At 28.9% G+C, this 17,828-nt stretch carries 16 protein-coding genes and 1 pseudogene; 16 read left to right on the top strand and 1 reads right to left on the bottom strand.

Translation table 11 applies throughout. From position 1 onward, the window contains the following. The 8 genes and pseudogenes from SOR77_RS07845 to SOR77_RS07810 all read left to right on the top strand — a co-directional run. The coding region (locus SOR77_RS07845) for a Cna B-type domain-containing protein (protein ID WP_320636565.1) at nucleotides 1–561 on the top strand (561 nt) is incomplete at its 5' end. Beyond that, entirely contained in the window at nucleotides 548–1,159 is a 612-nt protein-coding gene (locus SOR77_RS07840) for a sortase (RefSeq protein WP_320636564.1), read from the top strand. The genes SOR77_RS07845 and SOR77_RS07840, both read left to right, overlap by 14 nt. A 1,251-nt stretch (nucleotides 1,160–2,410) precedes the next feature. Next, entirely contained in the window at nucleotides 2,411–3,178 is a 768-nt protein-coding gene (locus tag SOR77_RS07835) for a carbon-nitrogen family hydrolase (RefSeq protein ID WP_320636563.1), read from the top strand. 11 nt (nucleotides 3,179–3,189) lie between these two features. Continuing rightward, nucleotides 3,190–3,861, top strand: a complete 672-nt coding sequence (locus SOR77_RS07830; RefSeq protein WP_004820471.1) for a DUF2848 family protein — start codon at nucleotides 3,190–3,192, stop codon at nucleotides 3,859–3,861. Nucleotides 3,862–3,876: 15 nt separating this feature from the next. Beyond that, nucleotides 3,877–4,914, top strand: a complete 1,038-nt coding sequence (locus SOR77_RS07825) for a DctP family TRAP transporter solute-binding subunit (RefSeq protein WP_004820473.1) — start codon at nucleotides 3,877–3,879, stop codon at nucleotides 4,912–4,914. 9 nt (nucleotides 4,915–4,923) lie between these two features. Beyond that, nucleotides 4,924–5,394 carry a TRAP transporter small permease gene (locus tag SOR77_RS07820; RefSeq protein ID WP_320636562.1) on the top strand — a complete coding sequence of 157 codons (471 nt, stop codon included), beginning with the start codon at nucleotides 4,924–4,926 and terminating at the stop codon, nucleotides 5,392–5,394. Further along, entirely contained in the window at nucleotides 5,391–6,659 is a 1,269-nt protein-coding gene (locus tag SOR77_RS07815) for a TRAP transporter large permease (RefSeq protein ID WP_004820477.1), read from the top strand. Before SOR77_RS07820 ends, SOR77_RS07815 begins: the two co-directional genes overlap by 4 nt. Before the next feature lie 298 nt (nucleotides 6,660–6,957). Continuing rightward, nucleotides 6,958–7,119 (top strand): annotated as a pseudogene (locus SOR77_RS07810) (IS481 family transposase); the annotation flags it as partial. A gap of 248 nt (nucleotides 7,120–7,367) precedes the next feature. Here the strand turns inward: SOR77_RS07810 and SOR77_RS07805 are convergent. Next, nucleotides 7,368–8,039, bottom strand: a complete 672-nt coding sequence (locus tag SOR77_RS07805; RefSeq protein WP_320636561.1) for a GntR family transcriptional regulator — start codon at nucleotides 8,037–8,039, stop codon at nucleotides 7,368–7,370. 763 nt (nucleotides 8,040–8,802) lie between these two features. On the opposite strand from SOR77_RS07805, the gene SOR77_RS07800 reads away from it, so the two are divergent. The 8 genes from SOR77_RS07800 to SOR77_RS07765 all read left to right on the top strand — a co-directional run. Further along, nucleotides 8,803–10,161, top strand: a complete 1,359-nt coding sequence (locus SOR77_RS07800; RefSeq protein ID WP_320636560.1) for a sodium/glutamate symporter — start codon at nucleotides 8,803–8,805, stop codon at nucleotides 10,159–10,161. Between the two features lie 29 nt (nucleotides 10,162–10,190). Next, complete coding sequence (locus tag SOR77_RS07795) at nucleotides 10,191–11,588, top strand: amidohydrolase (RefSeq protein WP_004820485.1); 1,398 nt, start codon at nucleotides 10,191–10,193, stop codon at nucleotides 11,586–11,588. A gap of 167 nt (nucleotides 11,589–11,755) precedes the next feature. Continuing rightward, complete coding sequence (locus SOR77_RS07790) at nucleotides 11,756–12,475, top strand: DUF5058 family protein (RefSeq protein ID WP_320636559.1); 720 nt, start codon at nucleotides 11,756–11,758, stop codon at nucleotides 12,473–12,475. A 10-nt stretch (nucleotides 12,476–12,485) separates the two neighbouring features. Further along, nucleotides 12,486–13,196, top strand: coding sequence for a hypothetical protein (locus tag SOR77_RS07785; RefSeq protein ID WP_320636558.1), 711 nt, complete (start codon nucleotides 12,486–12,488; stop codon nucleotides 13,194–13,196). Nucleotides 13,197–13,216: 20 nt separating this feature from the next. Continuing rightward, the gene (glsA, locus tag SOR77_RS07780) at nucleotides 13,217–14,146 is read left to right on the top strand and encodes a glutaminase A (protein ID WP_320636557.1); all 930 of its coding nucleotides are present in this window, start codon (nucleotides 13,217–13,219) and stop codon (nucleotides 14,144–14,146) included. Between the two features lie 54 nt (nucleotides 14,147–14,200). Then, nucleotides 14,201–15,388, top strand: a complete 1,188-nt coding sequence (locus SOR77_RS07775) for a M20 family metallopeptidase (RefSeq protein WP_320636556.1) — start codon at nucleotides 14,201–14,203, stop codon at nucleotides 15,386–15,388. Between the two features lie 277 nt (nucleotides 15,389–15,665). Next, the gene (gene cas6, locus SOR77_RS07770) at nucleotides 15,666–16,385 is read left to right on the top strand and encodes a CRISPR-associated endoribonuclease Cas6 (protein WP_320636555.1); all 720 of its coding nucleotides are present in this window, start codon (nucleotides 15,666–15,668) and stop codon (nucleotides 16,383–16,385) included. A gap of 8 nt (nucleotides 16,386–16,393) precedes the next feature. After that, nucleotides 16,394–17,828 (top strand): Cas8a1 family CRISPR/Cas system-associated protein (locus SOR77_RS07765; RefSeq protein WP_320636554.1); only part of this gene is annotated, 1,435 nt, incomplete at its 3' end.

Raw genomic sequence — 17,828 nt, 5'->3', positions numbered from 1 at the left:
AAAGATTATAGATATTATCCAACCCCTGTTTTATTAGAAGTTACTGAAAATAGTAATAGAGAAATTTTAATGGATTTAAAATACGAAAAAAACAAAATAGATAAAAAAATAAAATTAATTGTCTATAAAATTTGGGATGATAGTGATAGTAGTGATAGACCTAATAGTATAGATGTTCAGCTATTGAGAAACGGACAGGTATTTGAAGAAGAAACATTAAGTAAAGCTAACAACTGGAGTATAGAATGGAAGGATTTATCTTCGAATTTCACATATGATGTAATTGAAAAAGATGTACCTAAAAATTACTATGTTACAGTTAACAGAGATGGGGAACTTATAAAGATTTTTAATACATTATCTAATATTGAAGGAGAGTCTTCAACAAGAGAAGAAAATCCAAAGAAAGAAAATTTAAAAAAAGAAGAACCATCTAAAATAATAGAAGAAACAGTTCCTCAAACAGGACAACTATGGTATCCGGTGATTATTTTATTAATTTTAGCATCAGTATTTTTTATAATAGGAAAGATGTCTGATAAGAAAAATGAGAATAAATAAATTTAGAAATAAATATTTTGTAATAGGGTATATTTTCTTATTTATAGCTGTATTATTAATTTTTTATAATATTTATGAGGATTATTCAGCAAGAGAAAAGTCAAGTGAAGTAATAGATGAAATAGAGAACAAAACTAATAGATATCTTGATGATGCTGATGTGTATAGAAATTTAAATGGAATTTCAATGCCGGCAGTAAAAATTGGAAAGTATAATTATATAGGGGAATTATCAATTGAGAAATTAAATACCAGATTACCTGTAATGGAAGAATGGGATTATGACAGATTAAAAATTTCTCCGTGCAGGTATAGGGGTTCAATATATGATAAAAATATGGTAATAGCCGGACATAATTACAAAAGTCATTTTGGAAAGTTATATACACTGAATAAAGGAGATCGGGTTGAGTTTTTGGATGTAAATAAAAATATTTTTAATTTTGAAGTTATTAACATTGAGAAATTAGATCCTACTAATATTGAATTGTTTATTAATAATGAAAATGCAGAATGGGATTTGACCTTATTTACTTGTACCTTGTCAGGGAAAGAGAGAACTGTAATTAGATTAAAAGAAATTATTAATGAAGTGTAAAAAATTACTTTAGAAAAATAATAGAAGGTAAAATGGCAAGTTTTTTAAATCTTATTATAGACTATAGACAAAGTCACTAGATAAATAAAACTCTAGTGATTTTTCTATTACTTAAGAATCAGTAAAAGAAGCCATTTAATAGTATAATATATAATATAAGTGGTGGGAAAATGCCAAATAAAAACAATAAAACAATTTAAAATGATATCAATTGAATAATCAGTACCATGGGATCATCTACTAAACAATAGCAAAAAAACTACTGAAAAATGGAATAATATAAGTATTAACATATACAATCTCAAAAGTAAAACAAAAATTAGAAAATCCGTTTACAAAAGAGAATTTGCACATGTCTAATATTGTAATTATTATGTCTGCCGGGGAAACTAAATATTAGACATATAGTATAACAGATAGAGAAGGTTACAATATATAAAGTTAATAACCAAAAATGTAAATTATATAGGTGCATAATAAGTAAAAATCACAAAAAAATAATCACAAGAAAGATATGGCAAAGATATGTAGATATAGCAGAAGACTATATACAGAATTAAGGGAAAAAGAATACAAACAAATAAAAGAAACTGGAGAAAGATAATTTGGAAATGCCAAAGGATTCCATGCTTTTAAGTACACAAACATAAAAGGTCTGAGAAATGGAATTAAAATCAACTCTTACATTTGCATGTGTGAATATAAAAATTAGTACTATTTCAAGATAAAATGTATAAGAAAACAGGAACAAACAGTCCGGATATAATGCTATTCATTAAAAATTTAATAATATTAGAAAACTCAGGAGATTTTTTCTGGGGATGTATTCACTTTGCCCCTCGGTTTACCAAGGGCTTATTTTTAAGAATTAGAACTTTTAGATAGATTATTGCTTGAGCTGTATTGAATATATTATAAATTGCAGTTAAGTGCAATTGGATTAATTTAGTTAGTTTAATGTGTTTATATAATGACTGTAGAAATTAGATTATACATATATTTCTTAGGTAGATTATTAAAAAATCTTCAAATAAACTTATAATAAAAGCAATCCTTTAATTAAAAAATAGTCAATAGAAATAAAGATTAAAATATAGAATAATAGAAAGTTAAAAATATGAGAGTAAATTATAAATAAACATATGAAGAAATAAATTTTAAAATTAAAAACAATAATAGGATAACGTTTAATAAATTTATTGACAAACTTCCGTTAAATATGGTATACCAAATGCAAGGAGGTGAAGTTATATGAAATTAGCACTTATTCAAAACTCATTAACTCTGGGAAATGTGGATGAAAATTTTAAATTAATAAAGAGTGAACTTGAAAAAGCTATTAAAACAACCCCAGATGTAATCGTTTTACCAGAAATGTGGAATACTTCTTTTTTTCCAAAAAATATTCTAGATTTAGCGGATATTGACGGAAAAAGAACGCAAAAATTTTTAAGTGATTTTGCAATAATAAATAATGTGAATATTGTTGGAGGTAGTATTGCAAGAAAGAAAAATAATACTTTATATAATACATCTTATATTTTTGACAGAAAAGGGAATTTAGTAAATTCATATGATAAAGTCCATTTGTTTTCTCCATCAGGAGAGGATGAAGTTTTTCAATCTGGAGATAAATTATGCACATTTGAATTAGACGGGATAAAATGTGGGCTTTGTATTTGTTATGATATAAGGTTTGTAGAATGGACTAGGATGAATGCACTAGAGGATATACAAATATTATTTATACCGGCAGCCTGGCCACAAAAACGACAACTACATTGGGATACGTTAAATAGAGCTAGAGCTATAGAAAATCAAATGTATGTAGTTTGCGTAAATAGTACAGGAGACTTTGGGGGACATTCAGCGATAATAGATCCTTGGGGAGAATATGTAATAACTCCTGATACTAAAAATGAAATAAAAACTGGAGTAATTGATTTATCAATAATAGAAGATATAAGAAAAAATATAAATGTGTTTAGGGATAGGAAAAAAGAATTATATAAATTATAAGGAGGAATGTGATGCAGTTTTGCGTTGAAACAAAAAGTGGAGAGTATCCTATAGATATAAATCCAAGTAGGGTTTTTGTAATAGGTTATTCTGGAAGTAATATGGAAAAAATAATGGAACATATAAAAGAATTGGAAGAAAAATTGGGTGTTGAGCCACCGGCAAAAATTCCAACAATTTTTGAGGTATCAAAAGAAATTGTAACAAGTAATAGCGATTTATATTTTGTAGGAGAAAAAACATCTGGAGAATGTGAATATGTAATTCTAAAAAAAGATGGAAAGTTCTACATAGGTTTAGGAAGTGATCATACCGATAGAGATTTAGAGTCTGTATCTATAACAAAAGCTAAACAAGTTAGTTTAAAACCTATTGCAAAAAGAATTTGGGAGTATGATGAAATAAAAGATCATATTAAAGAGATAGAGTTAAATTCTAAATATGATGGAAAATATTATCAAAAAGGAACTTTGGCGGATATTTTATCATTAGAAGAAATTATAAAAGAATTAAGTGATAGAGTAGGCGAACTTCAAGATTGTATAATTTTTTCGGGAACTGTTCCATTGGTAGATGATTATGTATATGGAGAAAAGTTTTATTTAGAGTTAATTGATAATGTATTAGGTAGAAAAATTACAACTGAGTATTCTGTGAATATTATTCCAGAGGTAGCTAGATAAATTAGGAGGATATTTATGAAAAAAACGTTAATAGGAATTATTTTATTAGGACTATTGTTAATGACAGCTTGTGGTAGTAATGATAAGCAAAAAACGGAAACAAAGGCTTCTAATACTTCAACTACTGAGGTAAAAGGAGATAAGGTTGAAATTAAAATAGCTGTAACTGGAAATGAAGAACATCAATCTACAATTGCAGCAAACTTGTTTAAAGAAAAGTTAGAATCAAGTTCTGAAGATTTTATAGTTAACATTTATCCTAATTCTCAACTTGGGGGAGAAAGAGAAGCTGCAGAAGGTGTAAAATTAGGAACAATTCCTATGACAATAGTTACATCGGATGGAACACTTCCAGCATGGGTTCCAAAAATTCAAGTTTTAACAATACCCTATTTATTTGAAAATTCTGAACAAGCATATAAAGCTTTAGATGGAATAATCACAGAAAAATTAGATCCAGAGTTTGAAGCTGCTGGATTTAAACACTTAGCTTATGGAGAATTAGGTTTTAGACATTTTACAAATTCAAAATTAGAAATATCCAATCCTGAAGATTTAAAGGGTCTTTCTATTCGTGTGCAAGAAGCTCCAATTTGGTTTGAATTGATGAAATCATTAAATGCATCAGCTGTTCCAGTAGCATTTAATGAACTATATACAGCATTACAACAAGGGATGGTAGATGGACAAGAAAATCCTGTTGCTTCAATTGCCACAATGAAGTTTAATGAGGTACAAAAATATCTTTCACTAGATGGTCATACTTATGGTGCTATAAGCTATGTAATGAATAAAGATTTTTTTGATAAATTAACTCCAGAGCAACAAGAAAATATCAAAACCGCTGCTAAAGAATCTGCTATTGAACAAAGAAAAATAGTTGCTGATAATGAAGCTAAGTATTTAGACGATTTAAAATCAACAGGTATGATAGTCACTGAAGTAAATAAAGATGCATTTAAGGAAGTTACAAAAGACATCTATGAACAAGATGAAGTAGCAAAAATGGTAGATCCAAAATTTGTTGATGAAGTTCGAGATTTTATAAAATAAGAGGGAAATATGAAAATTTTAGACAAGATAATACAATTGATAATGATAGTGAGCACAATAGTGCTCTCTATTACAACATTTTATCAAGTTATTATGAGGTTTATACTTAAATTACCTGTTCCATGGGGACAAGATGTAATTAGATTAAGTTTTATTTGGCTATGTTTAACAGGTGGATCATATTGTTTAAAAACTGGAGATCATTTAAATATAGATTTAATATTTAGCTTTATATCTGAAAAGAAGCAAAAGATATTATATATATTAATAAATTTAGTTTTAATGATATTTTTTATTTTCTTAATCGTTTATGGAGTTCAATTTACACTAACAGGCACCACACAAAAAGCTCCATATACTAATTGGCCTATGTATATATATTATACAGCAATACCATTTAATGCTATATATTTAATAATGTATAACATACAGAATATATTTAAATTATTAAAAGATTTAAAAGAGGAGGACAATAAATGATTATAGTTATATTATTTTTATCATTTTTAATTGGGATCCCAATATCATTTGCTTTAGGAATTGTATCACTTGGACAAATAATAAGTGATGGGTATCCATTAGTTGTGGTTGTGCAAAGAATGTTTACTGGAATGGACAGTATTGCACTCACTGCTATACCTCTTTTCATACTTTCAGGAGGATTAATGTTTAAGGGAGGAATGAGCAATAGACTTGTAAACTTTGCTGATTTATTGTTAGGACATCATCCTAGTGGACTAGCAATGGTAAGTATTTTAGCCTGTATGTTTTTTGCGGCAATAACAGGCTCAGCTATTGCTGCAACTGCAGCTATAGGGGGTATTATGACACCAATAATGGTAGAGAAAGGATATGATAGGGAGTTTTGTGCTCCGTTATTAGCGACAGGAGGCTCAATAGGCCCCATTATTCCACCGAGTATACCATTACTAATATATGGGGTAATGGCTAATGTCAGTGTTGCGAAACTATTTATAGGAGGATTTATTCCAGGAATAATAATGGGAGTTGCACTTATAGCATATTCTTACTATATAGGGAAAAAAAGAAATTATATAGGCAGAGATAAAAAGGCTAGTTTTAGTGAAATTATTGGGGCAGGAAAGGATGCAATATTAGCATTAATGATGCCTATAATTATTATAGGTGGAATTATGAGTGGAGTATTTAGTCCTACAGAATCTGCAACAGTTGCAACATTTTATGCATTAATAACAGGAATGTTTGTTTATAAAGAATTAAAGATAAAAGATTTACCACAAATATTACTGGATGCAGCTAAATCTACAGGACAAGTATTAATAGTAATAGCTTTTGCTTCACTATTTACTTGGGTTATTACGGTGAATAACATTCCTCAAACAGTAGGTGCATTTTTATCTGCTAATGTATCATCTAAAATAGTATTATTACTAATAGTAAATATAATATTATTAATAGCAGGAACCTTTATTGATACAACTTCTGCTGTAGTAATATTTACACCTTTATTTTTACCATTAGCTCAAATGTTTGGAATTAATTTAGTCCATTTTGGCTTAATAATGGCTGTTAATTTAACTATAGGAATGTGTACACCACCTTTAGGGGTATGTTTATTTGTAGCTGGATCAATAGCTAAAGTTTCTTTAAAAGACCAATTTAAAGATTTATTACCTATGTTATGTGTACTTTTAGTAGTCTTATTATTGATAACATATATACCAGATTTAGTTTTAATACTACCTAATATTTTAGTAAAATAAAATGAGAGCTGCTGAAAAATGTTCAAATAAAAACGGTTAACTTGTAATGAGAAAGCCGTTTTTTTGAAATGTTTGATCAGTGCATTAATTAATCATAAAAAGCTTGTACTAAATATTTTAATGTTAAAAGTAAAAATGAATTTTAATACAGAACTTTATGTAGCATTACAATAGATGCGAGACCAAATAAAAGAAAAATAGAGAGACTACCTATATAATTAAATTAACTAAAATTAAAAAAAGAAAGTACACTCCATATGAATACAATTATACAAAAAAATAAAGATATTTACCGCATATTTTAGATACAAGATATCATGTTGTTAAATCTTATATGAGAGGGTATTCTCTATCCTTTATATTAAGAATATATAAACTTTCTAAATCATCTTTAATGAGATGGAATAAAAATTTTGATGGGACAAAAGAATCTCTTAAAGATGAGTACCGTAGACATTTAGAGGTATAAGAGCAGTAATTTGTGATATATTTAATTAATTGCGCCAGATATAAATTTGAATTAATTATATAGGAAACTATTAAAAAATCAAATAGACCCTATTAAGTACAAAAAGTTGCTTAGATAAAAACGATAATATGTCTAAGGTGTTTTTTGGATATTCTTTTTTAAGATATAAATCTATATATCAAAAATAATGACAAAAATATCATATTAGAAGCCAGTTATCATCTTAAAACAATTTTTAATCATTCTCTGACACTATCTTTTTTTGTTAAATTTTCTTTAATGTTTAAACGTTGTAGTAGAGCAGATGTAGTTTGAGACATGTGATATTCCATAGCCTCATTAATTTTATCTAAATTTTTAGTCTTCAGAGCAGATACAATTTTTCTATGTTCAGTAATAGTTTGTGAATCTCTTCCAGGTAAATACATTGCCATGAGTCCAAAATATCTGACAATATCGCTAATATTATTTAATACAGATAGCAAGATTGTATTACCACTTTTTTCATAAATAAAAGTATGAAAAATTCTATCTATACTAAATGATTTACTATAGTCTTTAGTATATTCTTGTTCATCAACTAATGTTTCTAAATAAAGGATATCCTCATCTGTAATATTTTTACTTGCATCAACAATTGCTATAAGTTCTAATGCAGTTCTTACTTTTTGAGCTTCTAGAATTTCATTTAAATTAAATTGTTTAACAACGTTTTTTTTATAAGGTTCGTTTATAATCCAACCCTCAATAGATAATTTTTGTAACGCTGCACGAATTGGAGTCCTACTAACTCCGAAGTCTTCCGATAAAGTTCTTTCATTTAAAGACATACCAGGTGTATAAAAACCATTTAAAATACGTTCTTTAATTTCATCATAAGCGGCATCACTAAATGATTTTATGTTTAACATATTTAATCTCCTATCAATATATTATATCATAAAAATTAAACTAAATATTAGTTAAATTTAATATAAGAAACAAAAGACCAGCTATTAAATGGCAATAGATATCTTTAGTGTATCGCATGTAGATACAATGTGTAAAAAGAGGAAGCTATCTGCACTCTTAATATCTGTAAATCACAAGTAGATGCAAGAATTTAGCATTAGCGTTGTATCCTTCTACTTGCAAATAAATAATAAACCAAAAACTAAAATATGTAAACAATAACATGGAAAACAGGCCTATCAAAATAGGTCAAAAAATAATTAAATAAAGTGAAAATTAAATATGTGGGATATAAGCTTTGTTGTCTCTTAAAACAGCAAAAATTATGTTGATTAATTTTCTGGCAACAGCACCGACAGCGGTGTTTTGAAACTCACCTCTACTTTTTAGATCTTGGTAATAAACAGAAAGAGACAGTTCATTAAAAGGAGCAACCGTTTCTGTAGACTAAACAGCACGTCTAAGATAAGGAGATCCTTTTTTAAATATTCTGGACTTAGTTCCAATAAATTCACCTGTTTGTTTTTTATTTAATTTTAAAAATTATACCGTTTATGAGGGGTTAAGTAACCTTTTCTTTTTTTCATACTTAAATGGGCATTATCAGTTTTTAAATCTTGTCATTTTTTAGTTTAATAAATAATAGTTTTTTAAGTTTGAATTTGAAATAACATGTTTTTTGTATTACTATAGTAATATACTAAAAAGAAGGGTGATGATATTATGACAAGTGCAATGTTAGGAGAATTGCTAAAAAGTTTAGGAGTATTGGGATTTTTCCTATTACTGGGATTTGCTTTAAGAGCAAAATTAAAATTTTTGCAAAAAACGTTTATGCCGGCTAGTGTAATAGGAGGATTTATACTATTGATTTTAGGCCCGATAGGATTAAAAGTATTACCTATACCTGAAGATTGGATAACTACTTGGTCTTTATTGCCTGGGATTTTAATAGTACCTGTTGTAACAGCAACTCCTTTAGGATTAAAATTGGGGGTAAAATCAAAAAAAGAATTATTTAACATACTACCTCTTCTTTTAATAATGTTAGGAGTTTATTATTTACAACACATAGTAGGCTTTGTTTTAAATTTAATATTTAATAGTGGAGGAAATATGTATCCTACATTTGGATGGGAATTGCCGATAGGTTACTCAGGAGGACATGGGACAGCTGGAATTTTAGGTAATATGTTACAAGAGATGAATTTGCCATATTGGGAAACTGCGCAAGGAGTGGCAATAACAACTGCTACATTTGGAATTGTTGGCGGTATATTAATAGGTATGGTGGTAATAAACTGGGGTGCTAGAAAAGGTTATACAGAAATTTTAGAAAAACCATCTGACATACCTGAAAATATGGCTCTTGGATATGAAAAAAATGTAGACTTACAACAATCATTGGGTCGTGAAACAACAAAGCCTTCATCAGTTGATACAATTTCATTTCATGCAGCAATTATATTTTTAGGTTGTTTTTTGGCATATATGTTACTTGGATTGGCTAAGAAATATGAAGTTCCTGCTTTTAAGTCAATTTCAGTTTGGGCATATGGAATTATAGTGATGTTTGTAATTTGGGGTATTATAAATAAACTTAATTTAGGGTTTTTAATAGACTCTAATGCTAAAGGAAAAATTACAGGGCCTTTTACAGAGTTTGCAGTAATTGCAGCTATAGCTTCTTTACCTGTTAAGGCTGTTTTAGATTATATAGTTCCTATATTAATTCTATGTATATTGGGATATATTTTTACAACTTTCTATTTGTTGATTATGTGTAAGAAGTATTTATCTGAATATTGGTTAGAACATATGGTGGCAACTTTTGGAATGAGTACAGGCGTATTTTTAACAGGTTTATTATTGTTAAGAGTTTGTGATCCGGAATATAAAAGTCCTGTAATAGGAAATTATTCAATATCTTTTTCAATAATGTCAGCTGTGACATTTGCGATAATGCCATTAATTTTGAATATAATTTTGACTAAAGGGACCATGTATGCATTAATATTAACATCCGGAATAACTATTATATCAACAATTGGAGCTATAATAGTTAGGAAGTTAATAAAATAAATTTATAGTTTTTAGAAGGAAGGATTAAAATGACTTATAGTGAAGAATTGGAAAAGCTGTCTAAAGAAATTTGGGAATTGGCAGAATTAAAGTTTAACGAAGTTGAATCTGCTAAGTTGCAAATGGAGTTTATGAGGAATAATGGATTTGAAGTTGTAGATAATTTAGCGTATATGCCCACAGCTTTTTCGGCAACTTATGGGAAAACAGGTCCTAAAATTGCTTTTTTAGGCGAATTTGATGCACTATCCGGATTAAGTCAAAAAGCTGATAGTTTGAAAAAAGAAGAATTAACGTGTGGCGGTTCAGGACATGGATGCGGACATCATTTATTAGGTGTAGGTGCAATGGAAGCTGCACTTAAACTAAAGGATTATATTATAGAGAATGAAATAGATGCTACTGTCATATATTATGGTTGTCCTGGAGAAGAAGGCGGCTCAGGTAAAGCTTTTATGGCTAAATATGGTGTATTTGATGATGTTGATGTGGCATTTTCTTGGCATCCATTTAATCACAATCATGTAATAACAGGCTCTATGCTGTCTAATATTCAAAGCTATGTTAGATTTAAGGGAGTTAGTGCACATGCTGCTTCAAGTCCACATCTTGGACGTTCGGCATTAGATGCTTTGGAATTAACAAACATAGGTATTCAATTTTTAAGAGAGCATATGGAAGATACTGATAGGATTCATTATTCCATATTAAATGGGGGAAGTAAATCTCCAAATGTTGTTCAAGCTGAAGCGGAAGGATTATATTTAGTAAGATCTAAAAATAATAAATCTGTTATAGAATTATATAAAAGATTTGAAGATATTGTAAAAGGTGCAGCGCTTATGTCAGGCGTTGATTATGAAATAGAATTTGATAAAGCTTGTTCTAATATGATATCAAATAAAGTTTTAGAAAAATTATTATATGAAGCCTTTTTAGAAGTGGGACCGGTAAAATATACTGAAGAAGAGAAGGAGTATGCTTTTAAATTTAAAGAAACTTACCCGGAAATAAATTTTGCTAACCAAATTGTTTTACCTATGGTTTTAGATCCAAATGAAGAAATGGAATATATGAAGGACCATTCTCTTCATGAAAAAATTTCTAAGTATTTAAGTACAGATAAAATAATGATGGGTTCTTCTGATGTTGGAGATGTTTCAAATGTTGTACCCACAGCTCAGATAGCAGTTGCTTGTTTTGCATTTGGCACAATAGGACATTCTTGGGAAGAGGTTGCTCAAGGAAAGTCTTCAATAGCGATGAAGGGAATGCATAAGGCAGGAGAAGTATTATATACGGCAGCTAAAAAGTTATTAAAAGATCCGGATTTAATTTTAAAAGCTAAAGAAGAATTAGAAAAAAGTCGAGGTGCAGAATTTATTAGTCCTATACCGGACAATAAAAAACCTAATATAAAAGACTAAGTTTAAAGAAGCTAAATAGTTTGTTAGATTATAAATCAAATAGGCTATTTAGTTTTTTAGTTGCATTAAAAAATTATTAAAATAAATTAATTTATATCATGAAAAATCATATGGTAAAATATTAATTAGATAGTGTAATGCTTAAGTATATTGAGTGGGAGGTTAATATGGATATTTATAAAGTTTTGAATGGGAAGTTATTGTACTTACTTGTAGGGATAGGTTTAATTTGTATATTTTTAATGTGTTTATTCTTTTTTAGAAGAGCATATAAGAGGGCGCTTGAGTTAAATGTTTCAAAAGAGAAATTAAATTCGGTAATAAAGAGTTCCATAGTATTTTCAATTGTGCCATCAATCTCAATAATAATAGGATTAATAACTTTAAAACCTCTATTGGGAGCTCCTTGGCCTTGGTTTAGATTATCAGTAGTAGGGTCTTTGCCATATGAACTCACAGCTGCGGATTTATCTGTAAAGGGGGCTGGATATGCAGACTTTACAGATTTCCAAGCGGCGGGAGATTTAAAAGCTGTTGGAGTAATAATGTTTGTGATGAGTATAGCTATTATGGCTGGTATGGTTTTTAATGTGTTCTTTTTGAAAAAATTACACACTAGTGTATCAACTTCGGGGAAAAAAGAAACTCCTTTTAGAGATTTAGCTCTATCAGTATTGATAACAGGTATGATGAGTGTATTTGTTGTAGTACAAATGACTAAATCAAAGATACATGCAATAACTTTAATTGTGAGTGCAGTAACTACATTTATACTTACAATTTTAGCTAAAAAATTAAATATGAAGTGGCTTAATGATTATGTAATGTCATTTGCCTTAATAATAGGAATGTTTATTGCTGTTGTATTGACTAAAGTAATAGGATAGGAGGATTTATATGAAACATAGTGAATATATGGAAAAAACTTATTTATATGGAAAGATAGCAACGATAATTGCTCTTGGAATAATGCTCATTATTCCTACAATTATGTGTACATTTTATAATATGTGGCCTGATGGAAGCGCAATAATTGCTGTAGCAGGACCTTTACTTGCATTATATGTTCCAACAGCGTTGGCAGAACAGCTTTCAATGATACCTATGGGAGGGAATACGTGTTATATAAATTCTATAATGGGAAATGTAACTAATATTAAGTTTCCTTGTTATTTATCAGCTATAAATTCAGTTGATGCAACTCCAGGGTCTGAAATGGCGGATGTTATAGGAATGATAGCTGTATGTATTTCTGGAATGGTAACAATGATAGTAGTGTTTTTAGGATTGGTGCTGTTAGTACCGTTAGAACCAATACTTACCAGTGAAGTGGTGACAACTGCAACATCATATATAATGCCGGCTCTTTATGGAAGTATGGGGATTTCGGCATTTATAAATACAAGTGCAGGCTCTTATAGCGTTCCAAAGAAACCTTTAGTGGCAATATTAGATTTGATATTAGTATTTGCATTTAATTTTTTAGTGATGAATCTAGCTGGGAAAGAAGGATATGCAATGTTAGTTATGTTAGGGGTTTCAATTCTTATAGCATATATTTTATATAAATCTAATATAATAAAGTTGATAAAAAAAGAGAGTATATAAATTCTGTAAGGAGAGTATTTGTGAAAGAAATATTAAAACAAGCATATGATTATGGCAAAAAGTTTGTTGATGACGGGAATTTGGTAAACTATATTCCGGCTTTAGCAAATGTAGATAAGAGTAAAGTTGGAATAGCAGTCTATGATAATAAAGGTAATTTATATGAAGTAGGAGATACAGATATACAATTTAGTATTATGAGTATAGCTAAAATTTCTTTATATGCGGTATTGTTAGAAAATTACGAACTTGATTATATAAGAGAGTATATTGGGGTAAAGGGTTCTTCAAAAGCATATAACAGTATTGTAGATTTAGAAGAATCAGAAGGAAAACTACCTATTAATCCATTTATAAATGCCGGTGCTTTAATGACTTCTTATTTTCTCTTTAGAAAATTTAGTAGAGATAAAGATAAAACTTTTGAAACTGTATTAGAGATGACAAGAAAATTGACCGGAAATAATAATTTGACATACAGTGTTGAAATTTATGAAAGCAGCAAAGATACAGGGTATACTAACTTGGCAATAATGTATACAATGCAAAAAAATGGAGTACTTCCGGGGGATATTGACGTAAGAGAGGTTTTAGAAATATATAATAAAGCTTGTACGATTATGATTAATACAAAAGATTTAGCTTATATGGGAAGTGTACTTGCTAGAGGTGGAATTAATTTAAAAAATGAACGGATATTGACAGAAAAAAATTCGAGAGTTATTAGAACTCTTATGGCAATTTGTGGGACTTATGATTATTCTGGAGATTTTGCAGTTGATATAGGGATTCCGGCGAAAAGTGGAGTTGGAGGAGGTATTTTAGCCACAACAAAAGATGAGATGGGTATAGCAACTTATTGCCCGGGCTTAGACTCTAAAGGGAATTCTTTAGTCGGAATAAAAATATTAGAAAAAATATCAAATGAATTAGAATTTAGTATTTATTAAACAGTTATAGAATTGATTTTTTATTTAAAGATTAAATATGTGTAGGTGATAAATGTGAATTATATAGAATTTGGAGAAAAAATATCTGATCATCTAAGGAGCTTAAGAGCAGAGTTACACAGTAATCCTGAGCCTTCAACTTTTGAAGAAATTACATCTCAGATAATATTAAAGGAACTAAAAAATATTGGGATTACAGACATACAAACAGGTTTAGGGAATGGAAAACATGGAATTATAGCAAATATAGAGGGTGGTTTGCCGGGTAAAAAAGTAGCCCTAAGAGCAGATATGGACGCTTTAGCTATTGAAGAAGAAACTGATTTAGAATTTACTTCTAAAAACAAAGGATACATGCACGCTTGTGGACATGATAATCATGTTGCAATGGTACTTGGAGCGGCAAATATCATATATCAGAATAAAGATAAATTAAAAGGTAGTGTAAGATTGATATTTCAACCAGCAGAAGAACTTTCTCCAGAAGGCGGAGCAAAGTCTATGATACTTGAAGGTGCATTGAAGGACGTGGATGCTATTTTTGGGTTCCATGTATGGCCTGAGCTACCATTTGGAGTTATGGGATTTAAAGAAGGTCCTTTGATGGCAGCATCAGATCACTTTTATGTAAATATAAAGGGTAAAGCATCTCACGCAGCTGGACCTGAAAACGGAGTGGACGCAATAGTTGCAGGGTGCGAATATGTTGGCGCTATTCAACATATAGTGAGTAGAAATATTTCAGCAATTGACAATGCTGTTATAACAGTTGGAACTATAAATGCCGGGACAAGATATAATATTGTAGCGGAAGATTTTAAAATTGAGGGGACTTGTAGGGCTTTATCTCCAGAAGTTAGGGATTTAGTTGAAAATAGATTAGAAGAAATTTTAGAAGGAATATGTAAAGTATATGGTTGTAAAGGGGATTTAGATTATCAAAGAGGATATATCCCTTTAATAAATGATTCTGAAATGACCAAGTATGCAAAGGAGAAGGCTTTAGATTTATTTGGAGAAAAATATGTTCAAGATGTAAAAGAACCTGTTTTAAAAGCTGAAGATTTCGGATTTTATTTATCAGAAAAACCGGGATCATTTATTTGGTTGGGAACAGCGGAACAAGATAAAGACTATTGGCCTTTGCACAATTCTCATTTCTCACCAAATGATGAAGTTTTGTATAGAGGAAGTGCAATGCTAGCCAAGTTGGCATTTGAGTTCACAGAAAGAAATAAATAAAAAATAAAAAAAGTATTGTGTTGATAAGTTGATTTTTGCACAATACTTTTTTAATGTAGATAAGGTTTTTAAAACTATGATTTCAATTTGATTCTATTAATGCTTTTGTATATAAAATAATTTACATTTCAATTTGATTATATTTACGATTAATTATAGCACAATATGAATTAAAAATGTATAAATCAAAATAAAACTTTTATTTATATATAAAATAAGGTTGACAAAAAATATTGTTAGTAGTAAGCTTAAGTTAATTAAAAGAGGAGGTGGAAAAGTGAGATTAAAAGTAGATTTGCACTTAAATAAAGACGAAATTCCAAAAGATAAGAATAGAATTTTTATATCTTTATTTAAGACGATATTATTAAAGTCAGATGAAGAAGTATATCGTGAGTTATATGAAAGTGGTGCTAAAAGAAAGAAATTTACATTTTCGCTAAACATGCCTAAATGTAAATTTAATAGAGAAAGCATTACTATTCCAGGGAAAAAGGTGAGTTTATTTTTTTCAGCGGCTGATTTGAAGTTGGGAATTGTATTTTACAATGCCTTTATAAGGTCAAAAGGAGATGTGATTTCGTACAAAGATTTAGAATTAAAGATAGTGAATATGTCTTTATTAAAAGAAAATCTATTTACTGGGGATTGTGTAGTCTTTAAAACCAGCTCTCCAATTGTGGTGAGAGAGCATCATAAGGAAAATAATACTGATTGGTATCATTCATTAAGTGATGACAAAGGCTATGAGTTGTTTACTGAAAATTTAAAAAATCAAATTTTAGAAGATTTGCCGGAAAGTATTTATGATTTAGATGAGCTTGATGTAAAAGTGATATCAAATAAAACGGTAAAAGTAAAACACTATGGAATAGAAGTTCTTTCCAATTTGGCAACTTTAAAAGTAACTGCGAAACCATACATATTAAGTTATATGCTAAATGCGGGAGCAGGGAATTTTAAAAATAGTGGTTTTGGAATGCTTACAGTAGTATAGGAGGAGGTATGGAGAAAAGAATTGAGTTAAAAACAGGAGATTGGTTGTACAATACAGGATTGCTCGGATTATATAATATATTAAAGTATAAAGATGAGTATGTTGAAGTATCAAAAGAGGGAATTAGTTTTGAACTTGAAGCACTTGGAAAATTTGAAGAATATTATTTTAAGTATTTGATTGACACATATTATTTAACACTTTCAATTAATAGGATAGTGTCATTTGAAAATAGTATTTTAAATTGGGAGTCAGAAGATTTTAAAAATTTTAATGATAAGTCCTTGGAAAACCTTAACACACAAATAGATAATGTAAAGAAATACATGACAAGTAATTCATATAAAAAAGCATACTCATTGATAGATAGTGAGTTCAATCCATTAGTTAAGGAAAAAGAATTAAAAAAGATTAAGCTCTCTAAAAAAGATACTGTAGAAAGTAAGATGTTAGAAATTAAATATCAAATTTCACTACTCAAAGAAACTATAGATTATTTTAAGTTTAAGGATACTAAAAAATATATAGGAGCCCAAAATATAATCTATAATATAATTCGTAATGCATGGGACAATGTCAGCATACTTAATAGACAAAATAAAAATCCTGATATGTATGATGAAATTGCAAATTATTTTGTAAAACCGGCAATTGAATATTTAGATGAATATGAAGAAAAGAAAAATAAATCAAGATATTTATGTATGTCATGTGGTTCAAGGATTTCATCTTTGAATAATGATATTTGCTTTATAAGAGAATTAGGATTTGATACAAAGAAAAAAAATAGTCACGTATATGATTTTAATAATTATGTAGGAATATGTCCAATGTGTAAACTTGTGTACACTTGTATTCCAGCTGGATTTACTTACGCCTATAATAGAGGGCTGTTTGTAAATTATTCTAGCAACTTTAAGAACTTAATAGAAATAAATAATAATATCAAAGAGGATGTATTCAAAGAAATCAATAAAAATACTTCAATTTATTATGCAATTCAAAAAAATATGGATGAAAAGTCAAATGAAGATATGAAGTATGAGTTATCCGATGTTCAAATAGTAAGATTTTTTAGAAATATTGATTCGGACCAGGTAAAGTATTCTTTCAATATTTTGAATAGGCCAATTCAGAGAGTTATTAATGAGTGTTCAGGCAGTTTGAAATTTATCAGAGGGGCTTACTTTGAAGAAGGTAAGAAAAATGTATATGTTTATAATGAAGTAATGAACAATTTATTTAATAATCAAAATGATTTTTTAATTATTCATAAAATGCTTCATTATAAGATATCAAATACAGATAAAACTAGGTATAGCAGTGAACATATTCAAAATGTCATTAGAATTAATAATAGTTATTTGAGGGAGGTTGGATATATGAATGACAAGAGTAATGGAAAATATTTATATTTTTCCAGGTTATCAGGAGAGAAATTAA

This window comes from Peptoniphilus sp. (genome assembly GCF_034090345.1).
Taxonomy (GTDB): Bacteria; Bacillota; Clostridia; order Tissierellales; family Peptoniphilaceae; genus Peptoniphilus.
Note: the sequence above shows the minus strand (reverse complement) of the source record. Positions and strands in the feature narration are given on the sequence as shown.

Bases quoted from the DNA above. Each gene is read 5' to 3' on its own strand.
- SOR77_RS07840 (WP_320636564.1), top strand. From the start codon at position 548: ATGAGAATAAATAAATTTAGAAATAAATATTTTGTAATAGGGTATATT.
- SOR77_RS07835 (WP_320636563.1), top strand. From the start codon at position 2,411: ATGAAATTAGCACTTATTCAAAACTCATTAACTCTGGGAAATGTGGAT.
- SOR77_RS07830 (WP_004820471.1), top strand. From the start codon at position 3,190: ATGCAGTTTTGCGTTGAAACAAAAAGTGGAGAGTATCCTATAGATATA.
- SOR77_RS07825 (WP_004820473.1), top strand. From the start codon at position 3,877: ATGAAAAAAACGTTAATAGGAATTATTTTATTAGGACTATTGTTAATG.
- SOR77_RS07820 (WP_320636562.1), top strand. From the start codon at position 4,924: ATGAAAATTTTAGACAAGATAATACAATTGATAATGATAGTGAGCACA.
- SOR77_RS07815 (WP_004820477.1), top strand. From the start codon at position 5,391: ATGATTATAGTTATATTATTTTTATCATTTTTAATTGGGATCCCAATA.
- SOR77_RS07805 (WP_320636561.1), bottom strand. From the start codon at position 8,039: ATGTTAAACATAAAATCATTTAGTGATGCCGCTTATGATGAAATTAAA.
- SOR77_RS07800 (WP_320636560.1), top strand. From the start codon at position 8,803: ATGACAAGTGCAATGTTAGGAGAATTGCTAAAAAGTTTAGGAGTATTG.
- SOR77_RS07795 (WP_004820485.1), top strand. From the start codon at position 10,191: ATGACTTATAGTGAAGAATTGGAAAAGCTGTCTAAAGAAATTTGGGAA.
- SOR77_RS07790 (WP_320636559.1), top strand. From the start codon at position 11,756: ATGGATATTTATAAAGTTTTGAATGGGAAGTTATTGTACTTACTTGTA.
- SOR77_RS07785 (WP_320636558.1), top strand. From the start codon at position 12,486: ATGAAACATAGTGAATATATGGAAAAAACTTATTTATATGGAAAGATA.